This window comes from Helicobacter felistomachi (assembly GCF_030296895.1).
Taxonomy (GTDB): Bacteria; Campylobacterota; Campylobacteria; order Campylobacterales; family Helicobacteraceae; genus Helicobacter; species Helicobacter felistomachi.
The window spans coordinates 561,452-584,794 of sequence record NZ_AP028022.1 but is presented as its reverse complement, the minus strand read 5'-3'; the positions used below and the strand labels follow the sequence as shown (position 1 = coordinate 584,794).

Genomic DNA, 23,343 nt, shown 5'->3' with positions numbered 1-23,343 from the left:
TTGTGGCCCTTTGAGGGGAGTGAGTTTTCTTTAAGTTATGGCTTTGGCGAGAGTTTTTATCTAAGACCCCTCCACCAAAGAGTTATAAGCCACGCAAAAAGTGGGGCTTTGGATGTTAAAAAGTGGCGATGAGTTGGGTATAAAGCGCACTTCTGTCTTGATACCCACCCCCACAGTAAGTTAAGCTAGGGTTACAATAGGCATTCAAGCCGGCTTGATAGCCTTCGTTTGTGTGTATACCGTAATAGGCGATGTTTACGAGCGCCTTTAAAAATGGCGTGAATTGGTAACCTAAAGCCAGGATAAAACGCCCCTCGTAAGAAACGGGCGCACTGCTCCATTGCCAAGTCATGTTCCAGGTGAATTTTCTCTTGAAATGTATCCCCCCATAGGCAATAGCCCCGGTTATAGAATCAGCCTTTAAGGCTGTGCCAAGATACCCCGCCCATGTGCTGTTGCCGTAAAATTCAACCCCCGCCGGGTTACCTGTGTTGCCCACCCAAGCGTTGGCATTGCCAAAATTCTTATAAAAAGTCCCAATGATGTAGAATTGGTTGATGTCAAAGCGTTGGCGGATCACAAGGCTTTGGCCGTTAGGCGTTACGGGGTTGTCGTAGCGGTAAATGGCTGCGCCCTTGCTATTGACCATCATCCAGGGCGGGTAAAAAGCAAACATGGCGATTAAAATCGTGTTGGAGCGAAAACCTTGTCCGCTAAAGTTAGGGTCGCTGTCCCAACCCACTTTAAAGCCCGGGTCGTTAAACATTTTGGGGGAGAAGTAGTAAAACCCTTCCACTAATAAGTGGTGTTTTTTATAGGTGAGCTGCACGGCATGCGTGCCTAAAGAGACGGGATGTCCGTGGTGGGTGTAGCCACCTTGGGCATTCTTGGTGTAATCGCCGCTGTAAACCACACGGGGGGCATACCAATCCCGCATTAAGGGTCCTGTGGCGTAAGCCCGCCCAAAGGAGCTAAACCACCACAAACGCACCTTTTTATACTGACCAAACACCTCAAAGCCTTCGGTTTGTCCGCTTTCATAGGCGGCAGTTGAGTTGTAGCGCCCCGCCTTGATTCCAAAGTAGTCTTTGTATTTGTAGTCTAAATAGGCATCGCTAAACACATAAAAATGGCTAAAATTAGAAAGTTTGCTGTTTTTGACTGGAGTCGAGTCGCTTTGCACAACATCAGCCCCCCCGCCATAAAACCCGTCATAAAAAGCAAACCTTTGGTACACAACCGAACCGCCCGAGAAACGCTTGGTTCCATCAAAGAGCACCCCCCCGACCATCCCCCACGAGTCCTTTTAGACTATGTCCTTTTTTTTCTAAATCTTTGGGCAACAAAGAAAAGCCCAAAGAGAGATACCCGGCGATGGTGGCGTATTGCTGCATGGGGTAGATGCCCTTGCTTTTGTTAATGGGGGCTTCGTTAAAGCCGATGGTGGAAGCTTGGTTGGCAAACCCACTCAATTTGTAGCTGTAAGCCAAACAAGGGTCGTTGAAAGAAAGTAACCCTAAAAGGGCGCAAAGTTTCCTAGGGATGGGGTTTGGTGCTGCCATTTTCATCCTTGGCACAAAAAGTAGGTTTCCTAGATTCTAACATGTTATCTGTCAATTTTCTTAAGAAGCCCGAAAAATAAATCAAGACATAGACGACAAGCTGCAAATAGTGATGTTAAAGATTAAACATTAAAGATGAATCATCATGGTTTAAAATGCCAAATCGTAGGCATTTTTTGTCTTTACTAGGCCATTACACTCTTGTCATCGCTCACGGAGTGTGTAATATAAGTGTGTAATATAATAACGCTTGATAAACTTTAGTGCTACTCTTTTAAGGCAGGCGGGGCGGGTTAATCGTAGTGGGGTATAATGACCCACTACATTAGAAAGGTTTTAGATGAATCCCTTAAAGGAAATTTTGGAGCAAAAAAGGGCGGTGTTGGTCGCCGATGCCCGCGCCTACGCCCATAAGGTGTTGATGCAACACAAGCCCTACCCATGGCACGACCCCACGCTTTACAGCAATTATATGAAGCAAGTGGCCGCGCTCTTAAGGGTAGATGTGCTCGTTTTGCGCTTTGACAAAATGCTAGAGGAGGAGTTAAAGACAAACACTGAGTTGGTCGCCAAAATGGGCGAAAAGAAACGCCAAGGTTACGCACTCAAGGTGTTCATGCAAGATGAGGGCATTAAGGAAGGCACAAGTTCTTTAGTCAACACGGCTACAAACACTTTGCATGTGCATATTTTGACCCAGCTGCCCTCTCCGCTCCAGCTTTTGCAAATGAGCGCACAGGCGGTGGGGGCGGACACCGACTTTAGCGAAGAGGACATTGAAAATGCGAGCATGTATTACGCCGACTGGCTGCGCTCTTACAAGGACTCTAAAGTGCGGGGGCTCTTGTTTGATGAGCGCACCCAAGAAGTCGCCCAAAGCCTTTACCAGCCTATCTTAAACACCGCAGGCAGTTACCACTGGGAGATTGGTTTTAGGCGTGCAGATGCTTTACATTTTTGTGGGTTTGCAGCGCCTATCCCCGTTTTAGATTCTAACTTTTGGTTGGATAAAAACGCCATTAGCCCGCAATTTAACAGCCCCTTTTTCACAGAGATACACGAGGATGCGATCCCTGAAGTGGTGTTGGAGAAATTGCATGCGTTTTTCCACTTATAAGCGCGCAAGGGCTTTTTTGCATTTCGTAAAACTTGCTCGTGCAAGCGGACAGACTAAGGGCTAAAAGCAGGCTAAACAATCTCATGCTTGTCCTTAATTTGGTGTATTTGCACTTTGGGGGTGCTTAGGGTTTGCACTTGAAAAGAGGGCTCTTTTAGGGGCTCTTGTGCGCTGTGGGTGCTGGTGTGGTGTTGCTCTAGGCTTGGTGAGCTACTTTGGGGGGCGTTTAACACGCTTTGGCTGTGTTGTAGCCATGCGTTTTTACTGGCACTTAGCATGGCTTGCAGGTCTTGCACGCTCCCTTGCGTGGCAAACAAGCTATTGAGGAAGGTGGGCACGCGGTATAACAAAAATAAAACCAAAAGTGTGCTGACAATAAGGGTCAAATACGCCCCGATCAAGGGGGGCGTTGGAGCTGTGGGTGCTGGCAAAAGGGTTCTAATCAAGTGTTGCAAAATTTGGGCGTTGTAAAAGGCAAGCAGTAAAATTAGGGGTTGGTAAAACGCCAAAGCCATGCACTTTTTGGCATAGTGCCACAAAAGTTTAGGGGCAAATAACCCCAAAGGCAGGACAAACACCGCCAAAGCAAGCCACAGCAACAGCTCAATAGACACGATTAAGGTCAACGCCAAAGTATAGGTGAGTAGCGCCCCTTGTGCTACAACAAGGGCACACACAAAGCCCGCCATGAAGTTGTTTAAATGCCCTTGCGCTTGCGTGGCTAGCAGCACTAGGCTGTGAAAGCTTTGGTTTAGTAAAAACTCTAAATTAAAATGCGTGGGGTCGGTGTTGAAGGCAGTGCTTGAGGCTTGCAGGCTTTGTTGCACGAGTTGGGTTAAGACATTAGGGGCGTAAAAGATCAGCTCTTTTAGCTGTGTGTAAAAGGCGGTTGGGTTGTGTGTGGCGTAGTTAAAGAGCGTGAAAAACAGCGCATAGGCGCAAAGGGAGAACAAGGTTCTTAGGAAAAAGAAGTCGGCTAAACGCACCCGATTTACGACCCACAGCATGAGCGCGATCAGCATAGCAAGGTTACATAAAAGCCGGAAGGGGGCATTTTGCAAAATCTCTTGCCCGATTTGTGTGAGTAGGGCGTGCGTGGGGTCTAAAAAGAAGTGCAAGACACTTTGGTAGAGTTGCAAATTTGAGCCTTGTATACAAAACAGCTATTGTAACCTTTTTTGTTAAAAAAAATGCAATGCGTTTTTTGCATGAGAATTTGCTTTTGTCTAGGCAGTGTATCAGACACTGGACAAAACTCTTTAAAGCCATTTACACCGATTCGTTGCAAATTTCTTAATTTGTAAAATTGTGTCGATCACGTTTTTAATATACGTGATGGCGCATCACTCCACAAGAGCTGCAAGAATAGGCTAACACATCAGCACACACGCCGTGGGCGACAATCTTTTAAGCGTGGTCTAACAACAAAGCCTACAAACAAAACATGCGCAAACTGTAAAATCTCTTACAAAAGGCCCTACACAGCCAAATCGCCTTTAAGGACTTACCCGAAAATGTGAAGAAATACCTAAAGCGCAAATTCGTAGACGAAGAGGGGATTTTATCCAGCTTATTACAAGGCAAAGACTTACAAGAGCTTTATACCCTGGAAACGGGTAGCCGTAAGATAGGGGCTAGGAAAATCCTCATTAAACATTTTGGCACAGAAAAGACGGGGGGATTGAACAGTGCAGAGCTTTAAATATGGGCTTTGTGTTGCGCAATGGGGCGATAGACGCTATGAGCTTTGAGCTTAGGGAAGATGTCTTGCGGTATACCTATGTGCTTAAAGAGCAAGACAAAAAGCGCAGAAGCTTGCTGATGTGCTTGTGCTTGCTTGCATGGTAGAGTTTCTGCTTGTAGGCGATTAACATCGTCTTTCCACTGCTAAGGTCGTTGAACCACAAGTAAAGTTTTAACATGACTTGGGTAGTATTGCACTTTCAAAGTGTTTTGTATTAGGGAGAAAAATGATGTCTGAGATGTTTCATCGATTACTCAAAGGGATAAGAAGACAAGCTGGGCGCGTGTTGGATAGATACCTAGAGCCAAGATTGGCGACTTTAGCTGCTTCACTTAAGAAAGAGATTTCAAGGATAAGAGTAGAACAACTAAGACAATCCAAAGACAAGATTTTTACATTTAATAAAGATGTCCTTAATCACAAATATCCAGGTGTTAGGGAAATTGCTATGTACCTACCCAGTGTCTCAGTTGATATTATTCAAAATTATATAGTAATGGACGACAATTTTTACGATATTTGTACCATACAGCAAGCAGATAAATATTTCAAAGATGGGGCTAATGTTTTAGATATAGGCTCAAATATCGGCAATAACGCTCTTTATTATGCTCTTGTGCGCAAGGCAAAAAAAGTCTATGCTTTTGAACCATTAAAGGAAAATTATGAAATTTTATGCAAAAACATTGAACTTAATTCCCTGCAAGATGTGATCATCCCACACAATGTCGCATTGGGAGAGCAGGTAGGTAGAGCAAGTATAGAGAGTTTTTCTGCTTGCAATACGGGTGGGACTCATTTAAAAAATGATGAACATGGGAATTTACCCATCATAAGTTTAGATGAATTGCAAAAAGAAGGTAAATTTGCAGACAAGATTGATTTTGTAAAAATTGATGTCGAGACTTTTGAAAGCCATGTTTTGCGGGGGGGGGGGGGGGGGTTCTTAGAGCAGCATAGCCCTGCTATACAAATAGAAATTTTTGTTGAGAAATATAGTGAAGTGAGCGATATTCTGCGCTCTTATGGCTATAAAATGGTTGAAAAGATAGGCTATGCAGATTATATATTTTTGAGAAATTGAACATTTGGGTGGTTTCTTTCATCAGTAATTTGTTTGGATCTGGGGACTCACTCTGCATTAATTCTTGACATTATTCTTAAGAAAGGGTGTTGTGATGGAAAACATAGAACAGGTAGGACAGAAACAAGAGCTACAACAGTTTCTAAAGAACATAATAGATCGATGATCAATTGACGAGAGATTAGAAGATAACGATGTGCGCTGTACAACAAAGCAAGCTCAAAGTTCTAAACGAAATCCCCATGATTCATTTTTTAGAAAGGTTGCCATTTAGCCCGCTTGATTGTCCTAAGACCTGGTATAGAACGGGGTTGCTTGACCTTTGTATTCCGCTAAAATTTGAATACTGAAAGCCCCCCGCTCTAAACGCCCCACTTTTTTCAGCCCCCAAAAGGACGAGAGAAAAAAGGGCTAAAGAGAGTGCTAGAAGTCTGCCTTTGCTTGCCTTGCACTTGCTGATTGCCGATCGCTTTTTTCAGCATATCAAAACTCTCTCCACAAAAATAAAATGAACGCCAAATGCCAGCACAAAAACCAAGCCTCGTCAAACTTCACGACTCCGCGCCCCATAACCCCTTAATCCGCCACTTACACCCTTGTATTGTTAGGGGGGTCCTGTGGGTTTGGCGTGCTTAAACCCGCCAGGTTTGGTTGTGTTGTCTCAATTTACTTTCTAATTTGATCGATCACGCGCCTGTATTGCTTTAGATTAGAGTGTTGCGCCCAAGAGATCACTCTTTCTAGCACTACTTTATACACTTTGTTGAGGATTTTATGGACGGCATCGTCATGATTTTTATCCATAGGACCGCCCAATTCGGTATTGTTTGCATTGTTTGCAGTGTCGCCAAGACTAACCGCATTTGCCCCCGCAAACCCACTTAAGATGACCGATTCTTGAAAGTTAGAGTAAGTGATGGCTTGTTCTGCACCGATGTTGATGGCGATGTTGTGGGTTGTCCGCCCTGTCTTGGGTTCAATGAATTGTAAAATCACCGCCCCTGCACTCTGCGCCGCTTGTGTTTGTGTGTTGGGATCTTGCGGGTTCTTGATGTCAATGTTGGTCTCTTCTAGGATGCCTATCCACCCCTTGATTTTTAATAGAGAGTAGATCGTATTTTTTTGTGTGGGTGTGAAATCTTTGGCGGATGCAATGCGTATAACGGTGTAGCCCTTTCTTTGGAGAATCTCTTGGACTTGCGTCGCTAGGGCATTTTGGAATTTTGCGATGTAGGGTTGGACATTTTCATCAGCTTGGATATGCGGGGTTAAAATGGCGGTGACGTGTTCGTTTGGAGCTTCTTGACCAATGTGGATGCGGTAGTTAAAGTTTATGGGGGTTACATTCTTTGCGTGCAGTTGGTTGCTTGCGGCATGTGTGCTTGTGTTTGTCGCACAGCCTGAGAGTGCTAGGGAGATTCCCATCAATGTCGATAAAATGCTTGTGTATTTTCGCATAAAATTCCCTTATTTGAAATGGTTAGAGGCCACGTATTGTAAGTTGTGAATCAATAATTTGAGTTTAAACAAGGGCTAAAAACTCCCTTTTGTAAATCTAAGTGGGCGAACCCCCACCCATTTTTAACCTCCTTGCTGGCTAAATACTCTTCACAACTCCCCTTAAAATCGATCATCTTTGCGCCTTTGTTGGGTGGGGATAAGCTCTATAATGCGGTTGGTATAGGCACTGATACGCTCGCGATCGCGATTGCAACCAAATAAAGTCAAAAGACACATCGTATCTAAACACTAGGCTTGATTTTCAGGCTCTAAATGGATAGACACGATTTCGCTCTTGGTGAAGATACGCACAGGGGGCCCCCAAAAGCCACAACCACTACTCACGATCATTTGGCAATCTTTTAAATGATAATGGCCGTAGATGTATTTTTGATCCAGCCACACCAAGAGAGTAAAGGGGAATATCTGCCCGGCATGGGTGTGTCCGCACAAGATCAAGTCGGGTTTTTGTTTTAAATGTGTGAGGGATTTGGGTTGGTGGGCGAGTAAAATACTAGGCAGATTGGGATTGGCCTTGGTAAAAACGGCTTTAAAATCAGGTTCAAAATGTTTGAAGCGATACCCCATTAGATCGTTCACCCCCATTAAATTGAGTCCTGCTACGGGGACACTCTCATTTTGCAAGACGCGTATATGATGTCTTTTGAATACCTCAATGAGAGCGGCCGCCCCGTGGTAATATTCGTGATTGCCAAGCACATAATACACGCCGTATTGAGATTGGATGTCTTTAAGCGGAGCTAAATCCTCTTGCACCAACTCTGCCTTTAAATCCGCTAAGTCTCCCACAATCACAACTATATCTGGGTGGAGCGCATTGATGCGATCGACGATCTTTTGCAAATAGTCTTTTTTGAGATACTCGCCGATATGCGCATCGCTGATCATAGCTAGATGGAGGGCTTGTTTTAAATTCTTGAGCTTGACGCGGCGTTTTGTGATCACAAGATTGGTTGCATTGTAAAAACCTTTGGTGATCGAAGCAAAGAGCCAAAAAATCACGCCCACATCAAAGAGTTTTTTGATGGTTTGGCGTCTATGGATGTCGGTATTTTTGGGCGTGGTTTTGAGGATCAGCGTATGCAAGAGCAAGAGCAAGCACATGATAAAGCTAGTGGCAATACTAATCCCGCCTATGGTGTATAAGACAATCCTAAATGCACCAAAGAAATTAGGGATCATCCTGCGCTGTATGAGCAAAAAGAAAATTTCAAAAACATACAAGGCGATAGGGATAAAGCGTAAAGAGGGGTAGGCAAATTTCTTTAAACGCATGTAACTAAACCCATTCATTAACAAAAAGACAGCTAAAAAGATGATTGTAAAACGGATGTGCATTGAATCACCACAGGTAGATGAAATCGTGTAACGATATTTTAATCAATCTATCCGTATTGGATGCTTTTGTGGTGGTGTCAATTTTTATCGTTCAGCTCAATGGGGTCTGCCCCATCAAGCCCCTTTACTTGCCAAATATTCTTCATAACTCCCCTTAAAATCGATCACTTTCGCACCCTTATTTGTGGGCACTAGCTCAATGATGCGATTGGCGTACGCGCTGATGAGTTCACGATCGTGGCTCACACAAATCAGGGCCCCCTCAAATTTATACAACGCCTCACCCAAAGCGATGATCGCCTCTAGGTCTAGGTGGTTGGTGGGCTCATCTAACACTAAAAAATTGCCCTTTTCTAGCATGAGTTTACTTAGCACCATGCGGTGCTTTTCGCCCCCACTGAGTGCGCTCACGCTTTTTTCTTGCTCCGCGCCGCTAAAGAGCATGCGCCCTAAAGCGTTTCTCACCTCGCTACTCTCGATCTTTTTATTGAAGTTAAAGAGCCATTGGTACAGACTTTCCTCGCCTTGTATGCTCTCGCTCACATCTTGAGGGAAGTAGCCCCTTTGCACGGTCGCGCCCCATTGCACGCTCCCGCTATCTGGAGTCAACTCCTCGACTAGGATTTTACACAGCGTGCTCTTGCCCGCGCCATTAGGTCCAATGAGCGCGATCTTATCTTTGGGGGCGATTTTTAGACTGACATTTTTCAGCACCACCAAATCCCCATAGGCTTTAGAAATGTGGCTGCACTCTAAAGCCTCATTGCCGATCGTGCGGTTGGGTTTAAAAAGAATGCTCGGATCGCGCCTACTAGACACTTCGATACTTTGGATGTCTAGTTTTTCTAATTGCTTTTGGCGGCTGGTGGCCTGGCGTGCCTTGCTGGCATTGGCTGAAAAGCGCGCGATGAATCGTTCTAATTCCTCCTTTTCTTTAAGTTTTTTATTGCGCTCGGCTTCCTTTTGTTTAGCAATGAGCGTGGAGGCGATGTACCAATCATCGTAATTGCCGCTAAACTCTCTGAGTGTGTTAAAGTCTAAATCCAAAATATGGGTGCAAACGGCGTTTAAAAAGTGGCGATCGTGGCTGATGATGACCATCGTCCCCTCGTGGCGTTTTAAGTTTTCTTCTAACCACGCGATGGCGTTTAAATCTAAGTTATTGGTGGGCTCATCTAAGAGCAAAATATCGGGCTTAGGAAAGAGCACTTGGGCTAAAAGGATTTTAAATTTATCGCTGCTAGGCAGGCTTTTCATCAAGTCATTATGCCGCTGTGCGGGGATACCCAAATCCTCTAAGATTTTCTCCACGACCACTTCACACTCATAGAGTGGGTCTTCTTGCACACAGATCATCTCTAGCTCGGCTAGGCGGGCATTAACCCCATCATCGCTTAAATCCGCTTCTGTGTAGAGCTTTTCTTTTTCTTTGAGGGCGTTGTATAAAACTTTATTACCCATTAATACCGCGTCTTTGAGGCTAAACTCTTCAAAGGCGTATTGGTCTTGGCCTAACACTCCTAATTTTAGCCCCGCATTGACGCTCACCTCCCCACTGCTCGCCTCGATCTGTCCGGCTAAAATCTTTAAAAAGGTGCTCTTGCCCGCGCCATTTGCCCCGATGAGTCCATAGCGTTTGTGTGCGTCTAGTTTTAAATTGACATTTTCAAAGAGCTTTTTAGTGGCGTAGCGCATGCTAAGCTGGGTGGCTTGTAACATCACAAAATCCTATGAGTTTTTGCTTTAAGTATAGCTATTTTTGGTGAAAATAGGCTTTTTTAAGTCCAAAGCTTAAGAAACTAAAGGCACTTAAAGCAAACAGGGCGGCGCAAAGGCCGTTAAAATCAATGCTGATGTAATGTGCCACAAGCCCACCCATCAAAGACGCAAAGGTGATCCCCACATTAAACGAGGCCTCATTGAGTGCGATTGTGCTGTTTGGCGTGTTGGGCGTGAAGGTGCGGGCTAAATGGCCGCTAAGCATCTTTAGCGGGGCAATGCACGCAAAACCAAAGAAGCCAAAGGCCATGGCATTGAAGGCCACAAAGGGTTTAGGTAAATGGTAACTAAAACTCATGGCGGCTAGGGCTAAAATCTGCATGCTGAGTAAAAAGCGCAAAGCGCTAAACGAGCCCCTTAAGTCCGTGAGCTTGCCCCCAAAGAGATTGCCTAGCATGGCAGCAATGCCGTAGTAAAGGTAAATATTGGTGATGCTCTGCACGCTAAAGCCGTGCTCTTCTAGCAAGACGCGCAAGTAAATATAGACTACAAACATAGACCCGCACGAAAAGGCCGTAACTAAGAAACTCTGCCATAGGGGGGGGAAATGAAAGGCGATTCCTAAGTTTTTAAAGCTAGCGGGCTTGCTAGAAAATTTTGGCAAGACAAACAACGCCAAAAGAGCAGCTAAAGAAGCCAAAAAAGCCACCAACAAAAAAGGGGCTAAAAGCCCAAAGTGTTTTGCCACCAAAATCCCCAAAGGCACACCTGTAACAAGCGCCACGGTGAGGCCACTAGCCATAAGACTTCATGGCCATGCTGGTTTTAGACTTGGGGGCGGCCTTAAGACACACGAGCGTGGCGATGACAAAAAACAGGCCGTGCATGAGCCCCCCGATAAAGCGGGCAATGAGCGCGCTTAAAAAGCTGTGGCTAAAGAACATCAAAGCATTGGAGATGGCAAAAATCCCTAGCGTGAAAATGAGTTGGTTGCGGTAATTGAAGCGAGAAATCAGCACGCTCACGATGGGCGCGCCAATCACCACGCCCAAAGCATAAAGCGTGGCTAAATTGCCCGCCTCGCTCACAGACACTCCATAATACGCGCCAAGCTTAGGCAAAATCCCTGAAACCAAAAACTCCGCCACGCCCAAGCAAAAGCTAGACAGAGCCAACAAAGACACAATCCGTAAATAATGCCGCACAGGATACCTTTAAAAATGGCGCATTTTAACATGCTTTTTGCGCCGGACGTGTTTTTATCTAATGATGGGAGGGTGTAGCCTTGCTATTTTTTAGTAAAACAGACTTTTTAATGCCAAATGTCAGGATCAACAAAGCGCATAGGGCAAGAAGCGCAGCACAAATGCCGTTGAAATGGACACCCAAATAATGCACACTCAGCCCACCTACAAAAGAGCCAAGGGCAATCCCTTTAAACAAAGAGACTTCATGGAGCACGATGGTGCTGCTCATCGTAGTCGGGGTAAAAAGGCGGGCTAAATGCCCGCCTAGCATTTTAATCGGTGCGATGCAGGCATATCCAAAGAAACTATAGGCGATCACACTGGCGATTAAAAACATTTTGGACAGATGGTAACTAAAACTCATCGCACCTAAGGCTAAAATTTGCATGGTGAGTAAAAAACTCAAAGCAGCAAACAAGCCTTTTAAATCCGCGAGCTTGCCTCCAAAGAGAGCACCTAGCGTAGCAGCGATGCCGTGGCATAGATAAATGTTCGCGATGTTCTCTGGGCTAAAGTGGCATCGTTCTAACAAAACCCGCAAGTAAACATGCACGACAAACACAGACCCCCACGACAAAGCTGCCACAAAAAAGCCCTGCCACACGGGCGCAGAGCCAAAGGACACGCTTAGACTTTTAAACTTAGCGGGTTCGCTGGAGAATTTAGGCATGGTGAACAAAGTTAAAAGAGCCGCCAAAAAGGCTAAACAAGCCACCAAAAGAAAGGGCATTAAAAGCCCAAAACGCCTAGACACGAGAATGCCTAAGGGCACGCCCACCATCATAGCGGTGGTGAACCCAATAGACACTAAACTTAAAGCCATGCTCTTTTTTGCCTTAGGGGCGAATTTGAAGCAAATGATTGTGGCGATGACAAGGATCACACCGTGCATGAGCCCCCCGATAAAGCGGGCGATGAGTGCGCCCAAAAAGCTGTGACTAAAAAACATGAGGACATTAGAGAGGGCAAAGAGAGAAAGGGTTAGGGCAAGTTGGTTGCGGTAGTTCAAAGAGGAGATGAGCACATTGATCGTGGGCGCGCCCACCACCACTCCTAAAGCGTGGAGAGTTACTAAGTTACCCACTTGGCTGTCTGAAACGCCGTAAAACAGACTCAAGCGGGTTAAAACCCCAGAGACGAGAAACTCCGACACAGCCAAGCAAAAACTAGAAAGAGCGAGGATAAATACGATCCGCAAATAATGCCGCACACGACACTCCTAAAGTGGTGTATTCTAGCATGCTTTTTGTCCGCGTAGGTACATGATTTGTTTGCAAGACGTGTTTTTATCTAAAGGATGGGCGGTGTAGCCTTGCTATTTTGGATAAAAACGGGCTTTTTAATGCCTAGATGGAGGATCAATAAAGCACACAGGGCAAAAAGCGCGGCACAAATGCTGTTTAAATGGACATCGAAATGATGCACCATCAGCCCACCCACCATAGAACCAAGGGAGACTCCTTTAAAAAACGCGGCTTCGTTGAGCGTGATGGTGTCGTTTTTGGTGTAGGGCGTGAATACACGGGCTAATTGGAAACAGAACGTTTTAAACGGCACGATACTAGCAAAGCTAAAGAAACCATAGACGATCACGTGAGTGGCTAAAAAAACTTTGGGCAGATTGTAGCTAAAACTCATGGTGATCAAGACGGAAATCTGAATGATGAGCAAAAAGCTTAGGGCAGCAAACGAGCCTTTTAAATTTGTGAGTTTGACCCCAAAGAAATGTCCGAGCAGACCGGCAACACCGTAGTATAGATAAATACGCGTGATGCTCGCCGGGCTAAAGTGGTGCTGCTCTAATAAAACCCGCAGGTAAACGAAAACTGCAGATATGGACGCGCACGAAAAGGCGGTGATTAAAAAACCTTGCCACACAGGTCCAAAACTAAAGACCGCACCTAGATTTTTTAAACTAGCGGGCTTACTGAAGAATCTAGGCACGACAAATAGAGCCAAAAGAGCGGCTAAAAAGTCTACACACGCGATCAAAAGAAAGGGGGTCAAAAGCCCAAAGTGCTCGGACACCCAAATAGCTAAAGGCATCCCCACGGCTAATCCGGTGAGAAACCCGCTGACCACCAAGCTTAACGCCATGTGCTTTTTGATCTTAGATGCGGCCTTAAAGCAAATGATCGTGGCGACGATATCAAATCCACCGTGCATCAGCCCTCCAATGAATCGCGCGATGAGTGCACTTAAAAGGCTGTGGCTAAAAAACATGAGGACATTAGAGAGGGCAAAGAGAGTGGAAGTCAAAACCAGCTGGTTACGGTAGTTGAAGCGCGAGAAGAGCGTGCTCACAAAAGGGATGCCCACCGCCACGCCTAAAGTGTAAACGGTGACTAAGTTACCCACTTGGTCGTTTGAAACCCCGTAATACAGACTTAGGCTGGTTAAAATCCCAGAGATGAGGAAGTACGACACGGCTATGCAAAAGTTAGAAAGAGTGAGCACAAACACAACCCGCAAATAATGCCGCACACGACACCTCTAAAATAAGTGCATTTTAACATGTTTTTTTACATGTGTTGGTGTAAGTGTAGTTTTGATGCAGGAATACCTATGTCCTCAAATAGAATCTTTAATGCCCTAAATGATTTGATGGTGTGGTCTCACTATTTTTGGTGAAAATTGGCTTTTTTAATGCCAAACTTCAGGATCAATAAAGCACACAGGGCAAAGAGCGCAGCGCAAACGCTGTTCAAATGGACATCGAAATAATGCACCATCAGCCCACCCACAAAAGAACCAAGAGAGATTCCTTTAAAAAACGCGGCTTCGTTGAGCGCAATGGTGTTGTCTTTGGTGCTGGGCGTAAACACTCGGGCTAAGTGGACACAGAGTGTTTTAAACGGCACGACATTAGCAAAGCTAAAGAAAGCAAAGGCGATCACATTGGCGCTCAAAAACACTTTGGGCAGGTGGTAACTAAAACTCATCGCACCTAAGGCTAGAATCTCCATGGTGAGCGAAAAACTCAGGGCGGAAAACGAGCCTTTTAAATTCGTGAGTTTGACCCCAAAGAAATGCCCGAGCAGGCCGGCAACACCGTAGTATAGATAAATACGCATGATGCTCGCTGGGCTAAAGTGGTGTTGTTCGAGCAAAACCCGCAAATAAATATACACGATAGATAAAGATGCACACGAAAAGGCGGTGATTAAAAAACCTTGCCACACAGGCGCAAACCCAAAGGCCACGCCTAAGTTTTTTAAATTAGCGGGCTTACTGGAAAATTGAGGCACGATAAACACCGCCAAAAAAGCCGTCAAAAAGACCACGCACGCGACCAAAAGAAAGGGCACTAAAAGCCCAAAATGCCTAGAAACCCAAATAGCCAAAGGCACACCCACGGCAAAGCCAATAAGAAACCCACTGATCGCCAAGCCTAATGCCATGCTCTTTTTTGCTTTAGGTGCGGCTTTAAAGCAAATGACCGTGATGATGACAGAAAATACACCGTGTATGAGCCCGCCGATGAAGCGGGCAAAAAGCATGCCTAAAAAGCTGTGGCTAAAAAACATGAGGATATTAGCGAAAGTGAAGAGAAAAAGAGTCAAGATCAGCTGGTTGCGGTAGTTGGAGCGCGAGAAGAGCGTGCTCACAAAGGGCACACCTAGCATCACACCCAAAGTGTAAACGGTGGCTAAATTGCCTACTTGGCTGTCTGAAACCCCGTAATATAGGCTTAGCTTGCTTAAAATCCCCGAGACAGAAAATTCCGACACAGCTATGCAAAAGTTAGCAAGAGCGAGCACAAACACAATCCGCAAATAATGCCGCACACCGCGCCTTTGAATACTAAATGGTGTATTCTAACATGCTTTTTGCGCGCGTTGGTGTATCATTTAGTTTCTGTTAGAGAAACTTGATGTCTAATGATTTGGTGTTACAAGGTCCCTATCTTTGCCAAAAACGGGCTTTTTAATGCCAAAATGCAGGATCAATAAAGCACTCAAAGGGAAAAGCGCAGCACAAACGCCATTAAAATCGATGTCAAGATAATGTATCGTCAGCCCACCCACTATGGAGGCAAGGGCGACCCCTTTAAAAAACGAGGTTTCATTGAGTGTGATGGTGTCGTTTTGGGTGTGCGGCGTGAATATACGGGCTAAGTGGCTACAGAGCGTTTTAAGCGGTGCGGTGCAGGCAAACCCAAAAAATCCAAAGGCGATCACATTAGCGGTTACAAACACTTTGGGCAGGTAGTGGCTAAAACTCATAGCGCTTAAAGACAAAACCTGCATGGTGAGCAAAAAGCTTAGAGCAGTAAACGAGCCCTTTAAGTCCGTGAGCTTGCCTCCAAAGAGAATGCCTAGTGTGGCGGCAATGCCGAAGTATAAATACATGTCCGCGATGTTCTCTGGGCTAAAGTGGTGTTTTTCTAATAAAACCCGTAGATAGATATAAACCACAAACATGGATCCGAATGAAAGGGCGGTTACTAAAAAGCCTTGCCACACGGGCGCAAAGCCAAACGCCGTGCCTAGATTTTTAAGGTTAGTGGGTTTGCTGGAGAATTTAGGCATGGTGAGTAGAGCTAAAAGAGCAATCAAAGAGGCGACACAAGCAATTAAGAGAAAGGGTGTTAAAAGCCCCAAATACTTAGCTATCAAAATACCCAACGGCACGCCTGTAATTAAGGCGATGGTGATCCCACTGAGCACTAAACCTAGTGCCATGTTCATTTTTGTCTTAGGGGCAGCTTTAAGGCAAATGATCGTGGAGATCACGAAAAATAAACCGTGCATCAGCCCGCCGACAAAGCGGGCAGCGAGCACATTTGAGAAGCTATGACTAAAAAACATGAAGACATTGGAGAGGGTAAAGGTAGAAAGGGTGAAAACCAGTTGGTTGCGGTAGTTGAAGCGTGAAAGGAGCACATTCACAATAGGCATACTCATCACCATCCCTAAAGTGTAAAGGGTAACTAGACCGCCTACTTGACTGTTTGAAACGCCGTAATATCGGCTTAGCTTGGTGAGAATCCCGGAGATGAGAAACTCTGCCACACCTAAGCAAAAGTTAGACAGAGCGAGTAAAGACACAATCCAAAGATAATGCCGCACGCGACACCCTTAAAAAAAAGATAAACAGCGCATTTTAGCATGTTTTGTGGGTGCGTTGGTGTATAATCCAAATTTTGATGAAGGAGTGTGTTTGTCTATTAAACAGAAGATCAAGGCCATTTTAAAGGGATTTGTCCCTCATCGCTGACATCAATCTTACCGCTTACTTTGTCTATTTGTCAAAAATTTTCCCTCTTTTTGTATTTATCATCACCCCCAAAAATCAGAGGTCTTTGCCAAAATCGCATCTCTTAAAAACGAAGACTACATCCAAGCTAACCGCTTGTGCGGGGGGGTAACTCTTAAGCCCGATAGACACTAACTATTAATCCCCGATACGCCTTGACACAAGGGATATTTTGAGCACGACCCTAAGGCTAGCGATTCTAAAAGCCCGCTCAACCCTTGGGCATTTATCCATGTGAGAAACGAGATCGCCACTTTAGAGGCGTGTTTATCCTCCATTTTGTCCGCCATCCAGCGAGGCGTGATTGGCTATAACGATTGTGATGACGGGAGCGCAGAATACATCTTAGAGTTTTGCCAAAAGTTCCCCACTTTTATCCCCGTGGCTTACCCTTATGAAATTGTAACCCAAGATCCCCAAGATTTCCACAATCAATTTTACCATTATTGTAACTATGTCCTCTCTTTTATCCCCAAAAATGAATGGCTGGTTAAAATTGATGCAGATCATGTCCACGATGCCAAAAAGCTTTATCGGAGTTTTTATAGCGTGTAACACAGCCAGCAGGCCGTTGTTTATTCTAGAGTCCATTTTGCAATCAAAGATCAATAGCTTTATATTGAAAAATGCCATGATTTTGGTTTCCTTGAGAATTTTCATGATCACTGGCTGTTGCAAAACAAAGATGGTAAATTTGTAGAATGGCGCTATCAAGGCGGATCGTATGAAGCGGATTCTTAAATGCATTTCATACATAGGCGATCCAGAGTTGGCTTCATGGCATTTTCCCTATGTCAAAAAATCACGGACATGGGGATTTGCAGATCATGCAGAGTGGATCACGCTAGAAGAATTTAAAACCCACCACGCTAAATTACTAGGCCATAAGATTGATTTGGACATGTTAGACGAATCGCGTATCTTAGAGATTTATAGCCAGTTTAAACACCCTTAAATAAAATTTGCTACCATGCGCGAATCACTGCATAAGGATTTTTTCTCATGGACGCGCAAGGTTCTTCTAAGATAAATAGCGATAAGAGCCGTTATTTTAATCGATCTTTCCGCCTTAAACGCTATCTGATCTACATCGCCATCACTCTTTTTGCAATCACGCTGCCCTTTATCCACATGGGCGAGGGGCAAGTGTTTTTGCTCTCTTTCGAGCATAGACAAATCCACCTCTTTGGCAAGATTTACAGCGCTCAAGAAATGTATCTTCTGCCCTTCTTGGTGATCTTCCTCTTCATTTTTATTTTCTTCATCACCTCCATGCTCGGGCGGGTTTGGTGCGGGTGGGGCTGCCCGCAAACGATTTTTAGAGTGATCTATCGAGATTTGATCGAAACAAAGATTTTAGGCTTGCACGCCAAGATCAGCAACAAACAACGCCCCATACCCAAAACTTCAAGCAACCAACTTAAAAAGGTGATAGGTTTTTTGCTGTTTGCTCCCGTGCCCATCATGGCGATGGCGGTGTTGTTGTTCTACTTTGTCCCCCCCCATGAGTTTTTTAGCCACCTAGCGCACCCTGCCGATAACGCTTTACTCATTGGCATTTGGGCTACCCTTAGTGCGGTGGTGTTCTTTGATATTGTGGTGGTGAAAGAGCGTTTTTGCATTTACCTTTGTCCCTACGCAAGGGTGCAAAGTGTGCTGTTTGACGACAACACTCTAAATCCCATTTACGACACCGCAAGGGGTGGAGCAATTTACGATGAAAACAACGCTAAAATCCCCGGCTTACCCCAAAAACGCGACAAAGCCAACGAATGCGTGAGTTGCAACCATTGCGTGTTGGTTTGCCCTACACATATCGACATCAGAAAGGGTATGCAACTTGAGTGTATCAATTGTCTTGAGTGTGTGGATGCGTGTACGATCACAATGGGTAAGCTTAATAAACCTAGTTTGATTCAATGGTCTTCAACAAACGCCACGAACACGCACAGCAAGGTGAGATTGTGGCGGGCAAAAACGATCGCCTATGTGGGCGTGTTGCTCGTGGTGGTGGGGGCATTGGTGGTGGGATCGCTTAAAAAGGCCTCCATGCTTTTAGACATCACGCACGGGGGGCAACTTTACGCCATCCATAATGATTTTGTGGATAATAGCTATATCTTTTTGTTCCAAAACACGAGCAACAGCCCCCATGCCTACACTTTTAATGTGGACGATCCAAACATCAGCATTGTGCGCCCTAAAAACACTCTAAACATTGAGCCACAGGGCAAGCTTAAAGTTGTGGTGATCTTGCGCATGCCCTTAAAGATCGCCAAAGAAGCCTACGCAAAACACGATGTTACCCACGCTAAAAAAGAGATTTTGCCTATTGTGGTGAAAGCGTATAGTGTGGATGATCCTAAAATCTCTGTCAAGCAAGAGAGTATTTTTATTGTCCCCAGCAAAAAGACGCACTAAATCAAGGTGCATAAACTTGAGGGGGTGCGCTGATTTCATGGGGTGTTAGAGTGAAGACACCAACTTCAAAAGGCTGTGCTAGATCAAGGCTCGCGCGTTCACTCGCCTAAAGAGGTGCACGAAATCCTAAGTGAAAAGCCCTTAAGGTGGAGCTAACCTAAACCCCTTGCCCCCTTAAGCGGGGCCACCCACCTAGACTTAAGTTACTTTAAGCAAACTTAAGATTTATCCTCTTTTTCGCCCTCTAGGCCGTCTTTTAACGATTCTTTGGTGTCCCAAGGTAAGTTGGTGTTTTCAAATTGTTCCTGATAGCCTAAAATCAAATTACGTTGGCTTTGGATATGGTAGTTTTGTGCCTTGATGGTCTGCTCCAAGTAGGCAATGCGCTCTTGCAATTCTAAAAGATTGGGCGCACTGCCCCCCTCAACCTCCGCGCTTTCGCCCTCTAACTCTGTGTGTTTTAAACGGGCTTTGAGCTTCTCAATACATCTTTGTTGATTCTCTATGGCGGCTTTTAAACCCGCGACTTTGGGGCTCTCACGTCTTTGTTTCTCGTTGTTTTGTTGTTTGAGTTGCCCTAGCTCGGTTTTCACCGCCTTTAATTTGGTCGTGGTGTCAAAGAGGGCTTTCTGCTGGTTAGAGATTTTCTTGTCTTTCTCTTGCAACCTCGTGGCAAACTGCTTTTCAAGTTCAAGTCTTTCTTTTTCCAAGAGAGTGTTGAAATGGGCTTCAAAGCTAGAGGCTAGAACCTCTTTAATGTCGCTTAAAGCCTTCTCTAAGATCGCTTGTAACTGCTGTGTCTCTGGCATTTCACCCCTTTTGTTTTTAGGGGTATTCTAACATTAAAAGTTATAGCGGTAGCCCACATACAAGCTGTATTGACGGCGGTAGGTGAAAGACAAACCTTTTTTGTTGAAGTAATAGTCGTTGATGGTGGGGATTTTAATCCCGAAGTCAAATTCTTGGTGTTTGCCGATGGTGGTACGCATCCCTAAATTAAAGAGAAACTGGAACATGGCTGGGTCGATGGTGTTCTCAGCTGTGGCGGGGTAGTTGATTGTAATGAGCGGTCCGCCCGTGGTGTTGCCCCAGGAGTTGCCCGCAATCGCTGCACCTAAGAAAAACCCAAAGGTTACATCCTGCCTATTGATGACATCATAAAGGGTGTCGATGCCCCCACCGTAGGTGAACATGTCTGTCAAGTTGGCAAAAGTGCCTGCTCCGGGAACTAATTCATTCGCCCCAAAGACGGCATGCCCATAGTCCATAAAGCCGTAGTAACGCAGCCCAAACCATTTCTTTTTGCCAAAGAATTGTTTATACCCCGCACTAATGCCTAAACCCTGCATCACGGCTAAGTAGCTGTAACTGCCGGCGGGCAGTCTACTGAATTGGTATCTACCGCCCGTTACGGGGTTAATGGCAGCTTGATCGGGAGAGGGGTTTCTTACGGCCTGCCCCACTTGCCCGACTTCATAACTCGCGCCCACATACCACGCATTCCTCTCAGCCTGCAACCCTGTCGCGCCAAAAGCCAAGGCACTTGATAAAAAGGCATAAAGTTTTCTATTCATTGTGATCCTCTTTTAAGTTAAATGATTTGCGCTATTCTAGCATAATTTTTTTAACATGTGTTGTTATAAAAAAATAAAGCTAGACTCTGCTCAGACTTTTGTCTAAAAGTTCTAAAGGGTGCAAGAATTGCACGGGAGCGTCGATCTGTGCTAGAGCGTTGTTTAACTGCATCCGACACGCCGAGCACTCCGCACTCACCACCTGCGCTTTGGTGTTTACAATGTCTAGGGCTTTGGGCGCGCCCGCTTTTAAACTGAGTTTGTAATGTTCGCTTTGCATGGTAACCCCCCCAAAGCCACAGCAGCGGTCGCTCTCTTGCATTTCGATGATTTGGTGGTTGATGCTTAGCAAACTTCTAGGCTCTTTGTAGATGCCCAGCACCTTTTTGGCGTGGCATGGGTCGTGGTAAGTAACACCAATGGGGCTTTGGGAGCTTTTTTCTAAGTGCTTTGCTAGGGGTGTTTGTGTAGCTAGAAAATGCGATGCCATTTGCAATTTGGCTTGAATCTTCTCAAACTTTTCAGTCCAAAGGGCGCGCTCCTGGCTGTCCTTTAGACTCTCGATCAAGTGTTGGTAGTCCTTTTTAAGCATGCTGATACAGGTTGCCTCTGGGACTAAAATCGCCTCCACCTCAGCGGCGAGCGTGGCTAGGCTTTCAATATTTTGTTTCGCCAAAAACCAAGCGGTGTCAAAATCGCCTGTGAAATACGCCGGTGCGCCGCAACAAACCTGTTTAGGGATTGTAGTGCTAAAATTGAGCTTGTCTAGCAAGGACAAGAGGCTTTTACCCACCTGCGGGTAATTGTAATTGCCTAAACAACCGATGAAAAGCCCAACCTTTCTTAAAGGCTCTTTGGGCTCTAAAGGGGCTTTAGGGGCGATGGTGCCTTGATAAGTTTGTAAAAAACTCTTAGCCACAAAAGGAAAAAATGCCCTTTTTTGCCAAGAAAAAGAGCCTTTAAAACGCCACTTTAATTTATCCCCCTCTTGTTTAAAGGCACAGGGGGCTAGGGCATAGCAGAGCCTAAAGACCATATCCATGAGTCTAGGGTGTCTTAGCAAATAAAAATAGACCCTTTTATGCCAAGTGATGCCGTGCTTATGTGCGCTTGCTAGGCGGATTTTTTCAATCATGGAGTCGATGGGCAAGTGGAAGGGGCAGACTTGCACGCAAGTGGTGCATAAAAAACAGCTTTCAAAGATTTTTTTAAGGCTTTTGTCTAGCTCTAGGCTCTCTTGTTTGACCTGTGCCATCAGGTCTAAAAAGCCCCTAGGCGATGTGCTCTCGTCCTTATGTATCCTATAAATGGTGCAACTAGGCACGCATTTAGCGCACTTCACACATCTTTGCGCCACCTCCTGCAAAGAAGCATCAATGTCAAAAGGACTAGAGTGTTTGGCTAAATCGGCGTGCGCCACTTTGCGCCCCCAAATAGGCATCAAAGACCATGGCCAAATTACGCACAAGCATTGCCCCCGTGGGGCTGGTTGTGAGTCCCTCCTCGCTGATCGCCACCAAGCCCTCTTGTTCATAGGGTTTTAGGGCATCTAACGCGTCTTTAAAATGCGTTTTAAATTCAATGTTAAAGACCCTTTCAATGCTGCGAAAATCTAGCTCCAAATTATTCATTAGGTGCATGATCACCTCTTTTCTTAGGCAATCTTCTGCGCTAAGTTTAATCCCCCGCTCTACGGGCAAATGTCCGCTGTCTAGGGCTTGCTCGTAGCGTTTCAAGTCCTTAAAATTTTGCGTGTAGTAGTCTTGCCCCTCGCCAATGCTGGTAACGCCCACCCCGATGGTTTGGGAGAATTTTTTTGTGGTGTAACCTTGAAAGTTGCGCCTAAGTTGCTTGTTTTGTAAGGCCAAATACAGCTCATTGTCCTTTTTGGCAAAGTGGTCCATGCCAATCATCTCATAGCCATGCCCTTTTAAAAACCCGATCAAAAATTGCAACAACGCTAACTTTTCTTGCGGGCTAGGCAGGGTTTTGGGGTCAATTTTCATGGTGTGCTTGACCCAGGGGACATGGGCGTAATTAAAGACCGCCAAACGATCGGGGTTGAGCTTTAGCACCTCTAATAGGGTGGTTTCAAAGCTTTTAATGGTCTGCAAGGGCAGACCGTAGATCAAGTCAAAATTAATGGAGTTGATCCCAAAATCCCGGGCGATTTGCACCTTTTGGGCCACTAAATCCACACTTTGCAAACGATTCACCGCCACTTGCACCTGTGGGTCAAAGTCTTGCACCCCAAAGCTTAAGCGGTTAAAGCCGTGCTTTTTTAACACCTGCATCTGCTCTAGGCTGAAATGTCTCGGGTCAATCTCACAGCTAAGCTCCGCCTCTTTAGAAAAATTAGGAAAAGTTGCTTGAATGCTTGTGATGATGCAATCCAACTGCTCGGCGTTGTAAAAGGTGGGTGTGCCTCCGCCAAAGTGCAGTTGCACGACCTCCCTTTTTGTGTCTAAATGGGACTTTAACAGCTCAAGCTCTTTAGCCAAATACCCAATGTAGCGTTCCTTTTTGCTTTGGCTATTTGTGTAAATCACGCTGCAAGCGCAAAAATAGCACGCACTCTTGCAAAAGGGCAAATGGAAGTACAAAGACAAAGGGACCCTTTGATCCGCCCGCTCAAACGCCTCCAACAAGTCAGCTTCTTGAAAGCTCGGGTTAAACTCCACGGCAGTGGGGTAGCTCGTGTAGCGTGGACCGGGCTTAGAGTAAGAAGCGTATTTGTGAAAGTCTAACTCTTGCACG

Annotated in this window: 21 protein-coding genes and 2 pseudogenes; 6 read left to right on the top strand and 17 right to left on the bottom strand. The window is 45.3% G+C overall.

Features of this window, described 5'->3' with window-relative positions; all coding sequences use genetic code 11:
- Nucleotides 1-115: 115 nt before the first annotated feature.
- A pseudogene (locus tag QUE23_RS02955) lies at nt 116-1,562 on the bottom strand (outer membrane family protein).
- 340 nt (nt 1,563-1,902) lie between these two features.
- On the opposite strand from QUE23_RS02955, the gene QUE23_RS02950 reads away from it, so the two are divergent.
- Entirely contained in the window at nt 1,903-2,679 is a 777-nt protein-coding gene (locus QUE23_RS02950; protein WP_286349164.1) for a hypothetical protein, read from the top strand.
- A 71-nt stretch (nt 2,680-2,750) separates the two neighbouring features.
- On the opposite strand, the gene QUE23_RS02945 is transcribed toward QUE23_RS02950, so the two are convergent.
- On the bottom strand, nt 2,751-3,818 hold the full coding sequence (locus QUE23_RS02945; RefSeq protein ID WP_286349163.1) for a hypothetical protein: 1,068 nt from the start codon (nt 3,816-3,818) through the stop codon (nt 2,751-2,753).
- A gap of 377 nt (nt 3,819-4,195) precedes the next feature.
- Here QUE23_RS02945 and QUE23_RS02940 point away from each other — a divergent pair, with 377 nt between their 5' ends.
- Nucleotides 4,196-4,381: a hypothetical protein gene (locus tag QUE23_RS02940; protein WP_286349162.1), complete on the top strand. Its 186-nt coding sequence runs from the start codon at nt 4,196-4,198 to the stop codon at nt 4,379-4,381.
- Between the two features lie 76 nt (nt 4,382-4,457).
- Here QUE23_RS02940 and QUE23_RS02935 read toward each other — a convergent pair whose 3' ends face one another.
- Nucleotides 4,458-4,601, bottom strand: coding sequence for a hypothetical protein (locus QUE23_RS02935; RefSeq protein ID WP_286349161.1), 144 nt, complete (start codon nt 4,599-4,601; stop codon nt 4,458-4,460).
- A 48-nt stretch (nt 4,602-4,649) separates the two neighbouring features.
- Between QUE23_RS02935 and QUE23_RS02930 the strand changes: the two genes are divergently transcribed.
- Nucleotides 4,650-5,507 carry an FkbM family methyltransferase gene (locus QUE23_RS02930; protein ID WP_286349160.1) on the top strand — a complete coding sequence of 286 codons (858 nt, stop codon included), beginning with the start codon at nt 4,650-4,652 and terminating at the stop codon, nt 5,505-5,507.
- Nucleotides 5,508-6,173: 666 nt separating this feature from the next.
- Here the strand turns inward: QUE23_RS02930 and QUE23_RS02925 are convergent.
- The 10 genes from QUE23_RS02925 to QUE23_RS02880 all read right to left on the bottom strand — a co-directional run bounded on the left by QUE23_RS02925 (nt 6,174) and on the right by QUE23_RS02880 (nt 16,404).
- Complete coding sequence (locus QUE23_RS02925; protein WP_286349159.1) at nt 6,174-6,965, bottom strand: HpaA family protein; 792 nt, start codon at nt 6,963-6,965, stop codon at nt 6,174-6,176.
- A gap of 50 nt (nt 6,966-7,015) precedes the next feature.
- Nucleotides 7,016-7,141, bottom strand: a complete 126-nt coding sequence (locus QUE23_RS02920) for a hypothetical protein (protein WP_286349158.1) — start codon at nt 7,139-7,141, stop codon at nt 7,016-7,018.
- Between the two features lie 115 nt (nt 7,142-7,256).
- Nucleotides 7,257-8,303, bottom strand: a complete 1,047-nt coding sequence (locus QUE23_RS02915; RefSeq protein WP_286349157.1) for a metallophosphoesterase — start codon at nt 8,301-8,303, stop codon at nt 7,257-7,259.
- A 177-nt stretch (nt 8,304-8,480) separates the two neighbouring features.
- Nucleotides 8,481-10,085 (bottom strand): ABC-F family ATP-binding cassette domain-containing protein, encoded by a 1,605-nt coding sequence (locus tag QUE23_RS02910; protein WP_286349156.1) that lies wholly within the window; start codon nt 10,083-10,085, stop codon nt 8,481-8,483.
- A gap of 34 nt (nt 10,086-10,119) precedes the next feature.
- Complete coding sequence (locus QUE23_RS02905) at nt 10,120-10,887, bottom strand: MFS transporter (RefSeq protein ID WP_286349155.1); 768 nt, start codon at nt 10,885-10,887, stop codon at nt 10,120-10,122.
- Nucleotides 10,880-11,290: an MFS transporter gene (locus QUE23_RS02900; protein WP_286349154.1), complete on the bottom strand. Its 411-nt coding sequence runs from the start codon at nt 11,288-11,290 to the stop codon at nt 10,880-10,882. Before QUE23_RS02900 ends, QUE23_RS02905 begins: the two co-directional genes overlap by 8 nt.
- Before the next feature lie 58 nt (nt 11,291-11,348).
- Complete coding sequence (locus tag QUE23_RS02895; RefSeq protein ID WP_286349153.1) at nt 11,349-12,542, bottom strand: MFS transporter; 1,194 nt, start codon at nt 12,540-12,542, stop codon at nt 11,349-11,351.
- An 80-nt stretch (nt 12,543-12,622) separates the two neighbouring features.
- Complete coding sequence (locus QUE23_RS02890; RefSeq protein ID WP_286349152.1) at nt 12,623-13,816, bottom strand: MFS transporter; 1,194 nt, start codon at nt 13,814-13,816, stop codon at nt 12,623-12,625.
- A gap of 134 nt (nt 13,817-13,950) precedes the next feature.
- The gene (locus QUE23_RS02885; protein ID WP_286349151.1) at nt 13,951-15,120 is read right to left on the bottom strand and encodes an MFS transporter; all 1,170 of its coding nucleotides are present in this window, start codon (nt 15,118-15,120) and stop codon (nt 13,951-13,953) included.
- 90 nt (nt 15,121-15,210) lie between these two features.
- Nucleotides 15,211-16,404: an MFS transporter gene (locus QUE23_RS02880; protein WP_286349150.1), complete on the bottom strand. Its 1,194-nt coding sequence runs from the start codon at nt 16,402-16,404 to the stop codon at nt 15,211-15,213.
- Between the two features lie 406 nt (nt 16,405-16,810).
- Between QUE23_RS02880 and QUE23_RS10125 the strand changes: the two are divergent.
- The 3 genes and pseudogenes from QUE23_RS10125 to ccoG form a co-directional block, all read left to right on the top strand.
- Nucleotides 16,811-17,146, top strand: a pseudogene (locus tag QUE23_RS10125) (beta-1,4-N-acetylgalactosamyltransferase); the annotation flags it as partial.
- A gap of 169 nt (nt 17,147-17,315) precedes the next feature.
- On the top strand, nt 17,316-17,546 hold the full coding sequence (locus QUE23_RS10120) for a hypothetical protein (protein ID WP_434801999.1): 231 nt from the start codon (nt 17,316-17,318) through the stop codon (nt 17,544-17,546).
- A 47-nt stretch (nt 17,547-17,593) separates the two neighbouring features.
- On the top strand, nt 17,594-19,012 hold the full coding sequence (gene ccoG, locus QUE23_RS02870) for a cytochrome c oxidase accessory protein CcoG (RefSeq protein ID WP_286349149.1): 1,419 nt from the start codon (nt 17,594-17,596) through the stop codon (nt 19,010-19,012).
- A 218-nt stretch (nt 19,013-19,230) separates the two neighbouring features.
- Here ccoG and QUE23_RS02865 read toward each other — a convergent pair whose 3' ends face one another.
- From QUE23_RS02865 to hemN, 4 genes are all read right to left on the bottom strand, one after another.
- Complete coding sequence (locus QUE23_RS02865; protein WP_286349148.1) at nt 19,231-19,821, bottom strand: hypothetical protein; 591 nt, start codon at nt 19,819-19,821, stop codon at nt 19,231-19,233.
- A 33-nt stretch (nt 19,822-19,854) separates the two neighbouring features.
- Nucleotides 19,855-20,586 carry an outer membrane protein gene (locus QUE23_RS02860; RefSeq protein ID WP_286349147.1) on the bottom strand — a complete coding sequence of 244 codons (732 nt, stop codon included), beginning with the start codon at nt 20,584-20,586 and terminating at the stop codon, nt 19,855-19,857.
- A gap of 79 nt (nt 20,587-20,665) precedes the next feature.
- Nucleotides 20,666-22,027 carry a (Fe-S)-binding protein gene (locus QUE23_RS02855; protein ID WP_434801998.1) on the bottom strand — a complete coding sequence of 454 codons (1,362 nt, stop codon included), beginning with the start codon at nt 22,025-22,027 and terminating at the stop codon, nt 20,666-20,668.
- Nucleotides 21,975-23,342 carry an oxygen-independent coproporphyrinogen III oxidase gene (hemN, locus tag QUE23_RS02850; RefSeq protein ID WP_286349146.1) on the bottom strand — a complete coding sequence of 456 codons (1,368 nt, stop codon included), beginning with the start codon at nt 23,340-23,342 and terminating at the stop codon, nt 21,975-21,977. The genes QUE23_RS02855 and hemN overlap by 53 nt, the downstream gene beginning before the upstream one ends.
- Nucleotide 23,343 lies beyond the last annotated feature (1 nt).

Excerpts from the sequence above, each read along its gene's own strand:
- QUE23_RS02950 (WP_286349164.1), top strand. The coding sequence starts at position 1,903 with ATGAATCCCTTAAAGGAAATTTTGGAGCAAAAAAGGGCGGTGTTGGTC.
- QUE23_RS02935 (WP_286349161.1), bottom strand. The coding sequence starts at position 4,601 with ATGTTAAAACTTTACTTGTGGTTCAACGACCTTAGCAGTGGAAAGACG.
- QUE23_RS02930 (WP_286349160.1), top strand. The coding sequence starts at position 4,650 with ATGATGTCTGAGATGTTTCATCGATTACTCAAAGGGATAAGAAGACAA.
- QUE23_RS02925 (WP_286349159.1), bottom strand. The coding sequence starts at position 6,965 with ATGCGAAAATACACAAGCATTTTATCGACATTGATGGGAATCTCCCTA.
- QUE23_RS02920 (WP_286349158.1), bottom strand. The coding sequence starts at position 7,141 with ATGATCGATTTTAAGGGGAGTTGTGAAGAGTATTTAGCCAGCAAGGAG.
- QUE23_RS02915 (WP_286349157.1), bottom strand. The coding sequence starts at position 8,303 with ATGCGTTTAAAGAAATTTGCCTACCCCTCTTTACGCTTTATCCCTATC.
- QUE23_RS02910 (WP_286349156.1), bottom strand. The coding sequence starts at position 10,085 with ATGTTACAAGCCACCCAGCTTAGCATGCGCTACGCCACTAAAAAGCTC.
- QUE23_RS02905 (WP_286349155.1), bottom strand. The coding sequence starts at position 10,887 with ATGGCTAGTGGCCTCACCGTGGCGCTTGTTACAGGTGTGCCTTTGGGG.
- QUE23_RS10120 (WP_434801999.1), top strand. The coding sequence starts at position 17,316 with ATGAAGCGGATTCTTAAATGCATTTCATACATAGGCGATCCAGAGTTG.
- ccoG (WP_286349149.1), top strand. The coding sequence starts at position 17,594 with ATGGACGCGCAAGGTTCTTCTAAGATAAATAGCGATAAGAGCCGTTAT.
- QUE23_RS02865 (WP_286349148.1), bottom strand. The coding sequence starts at position 19,821 with ATGCCAGAGACACAGCAGTTACAAGCGATCTTAGAGAAGGCTTTAAGC.
- QUE23_RS02860 (WP_286349147.1), bottom strand. The coding sequence starts at position 20,586 with ATGAATAGAAAACTTTATGCCTTTTTATCAAGTGCCTTGGCTTTTGGC.
- QUE23_RS02855 (WP_434801998.1), bottom strand. The coding sequence starts at position 22,027 with ATGCCTATTTGGGGGCGCAAAGTGGCGCACGCCGATTTAGCCAAACAC.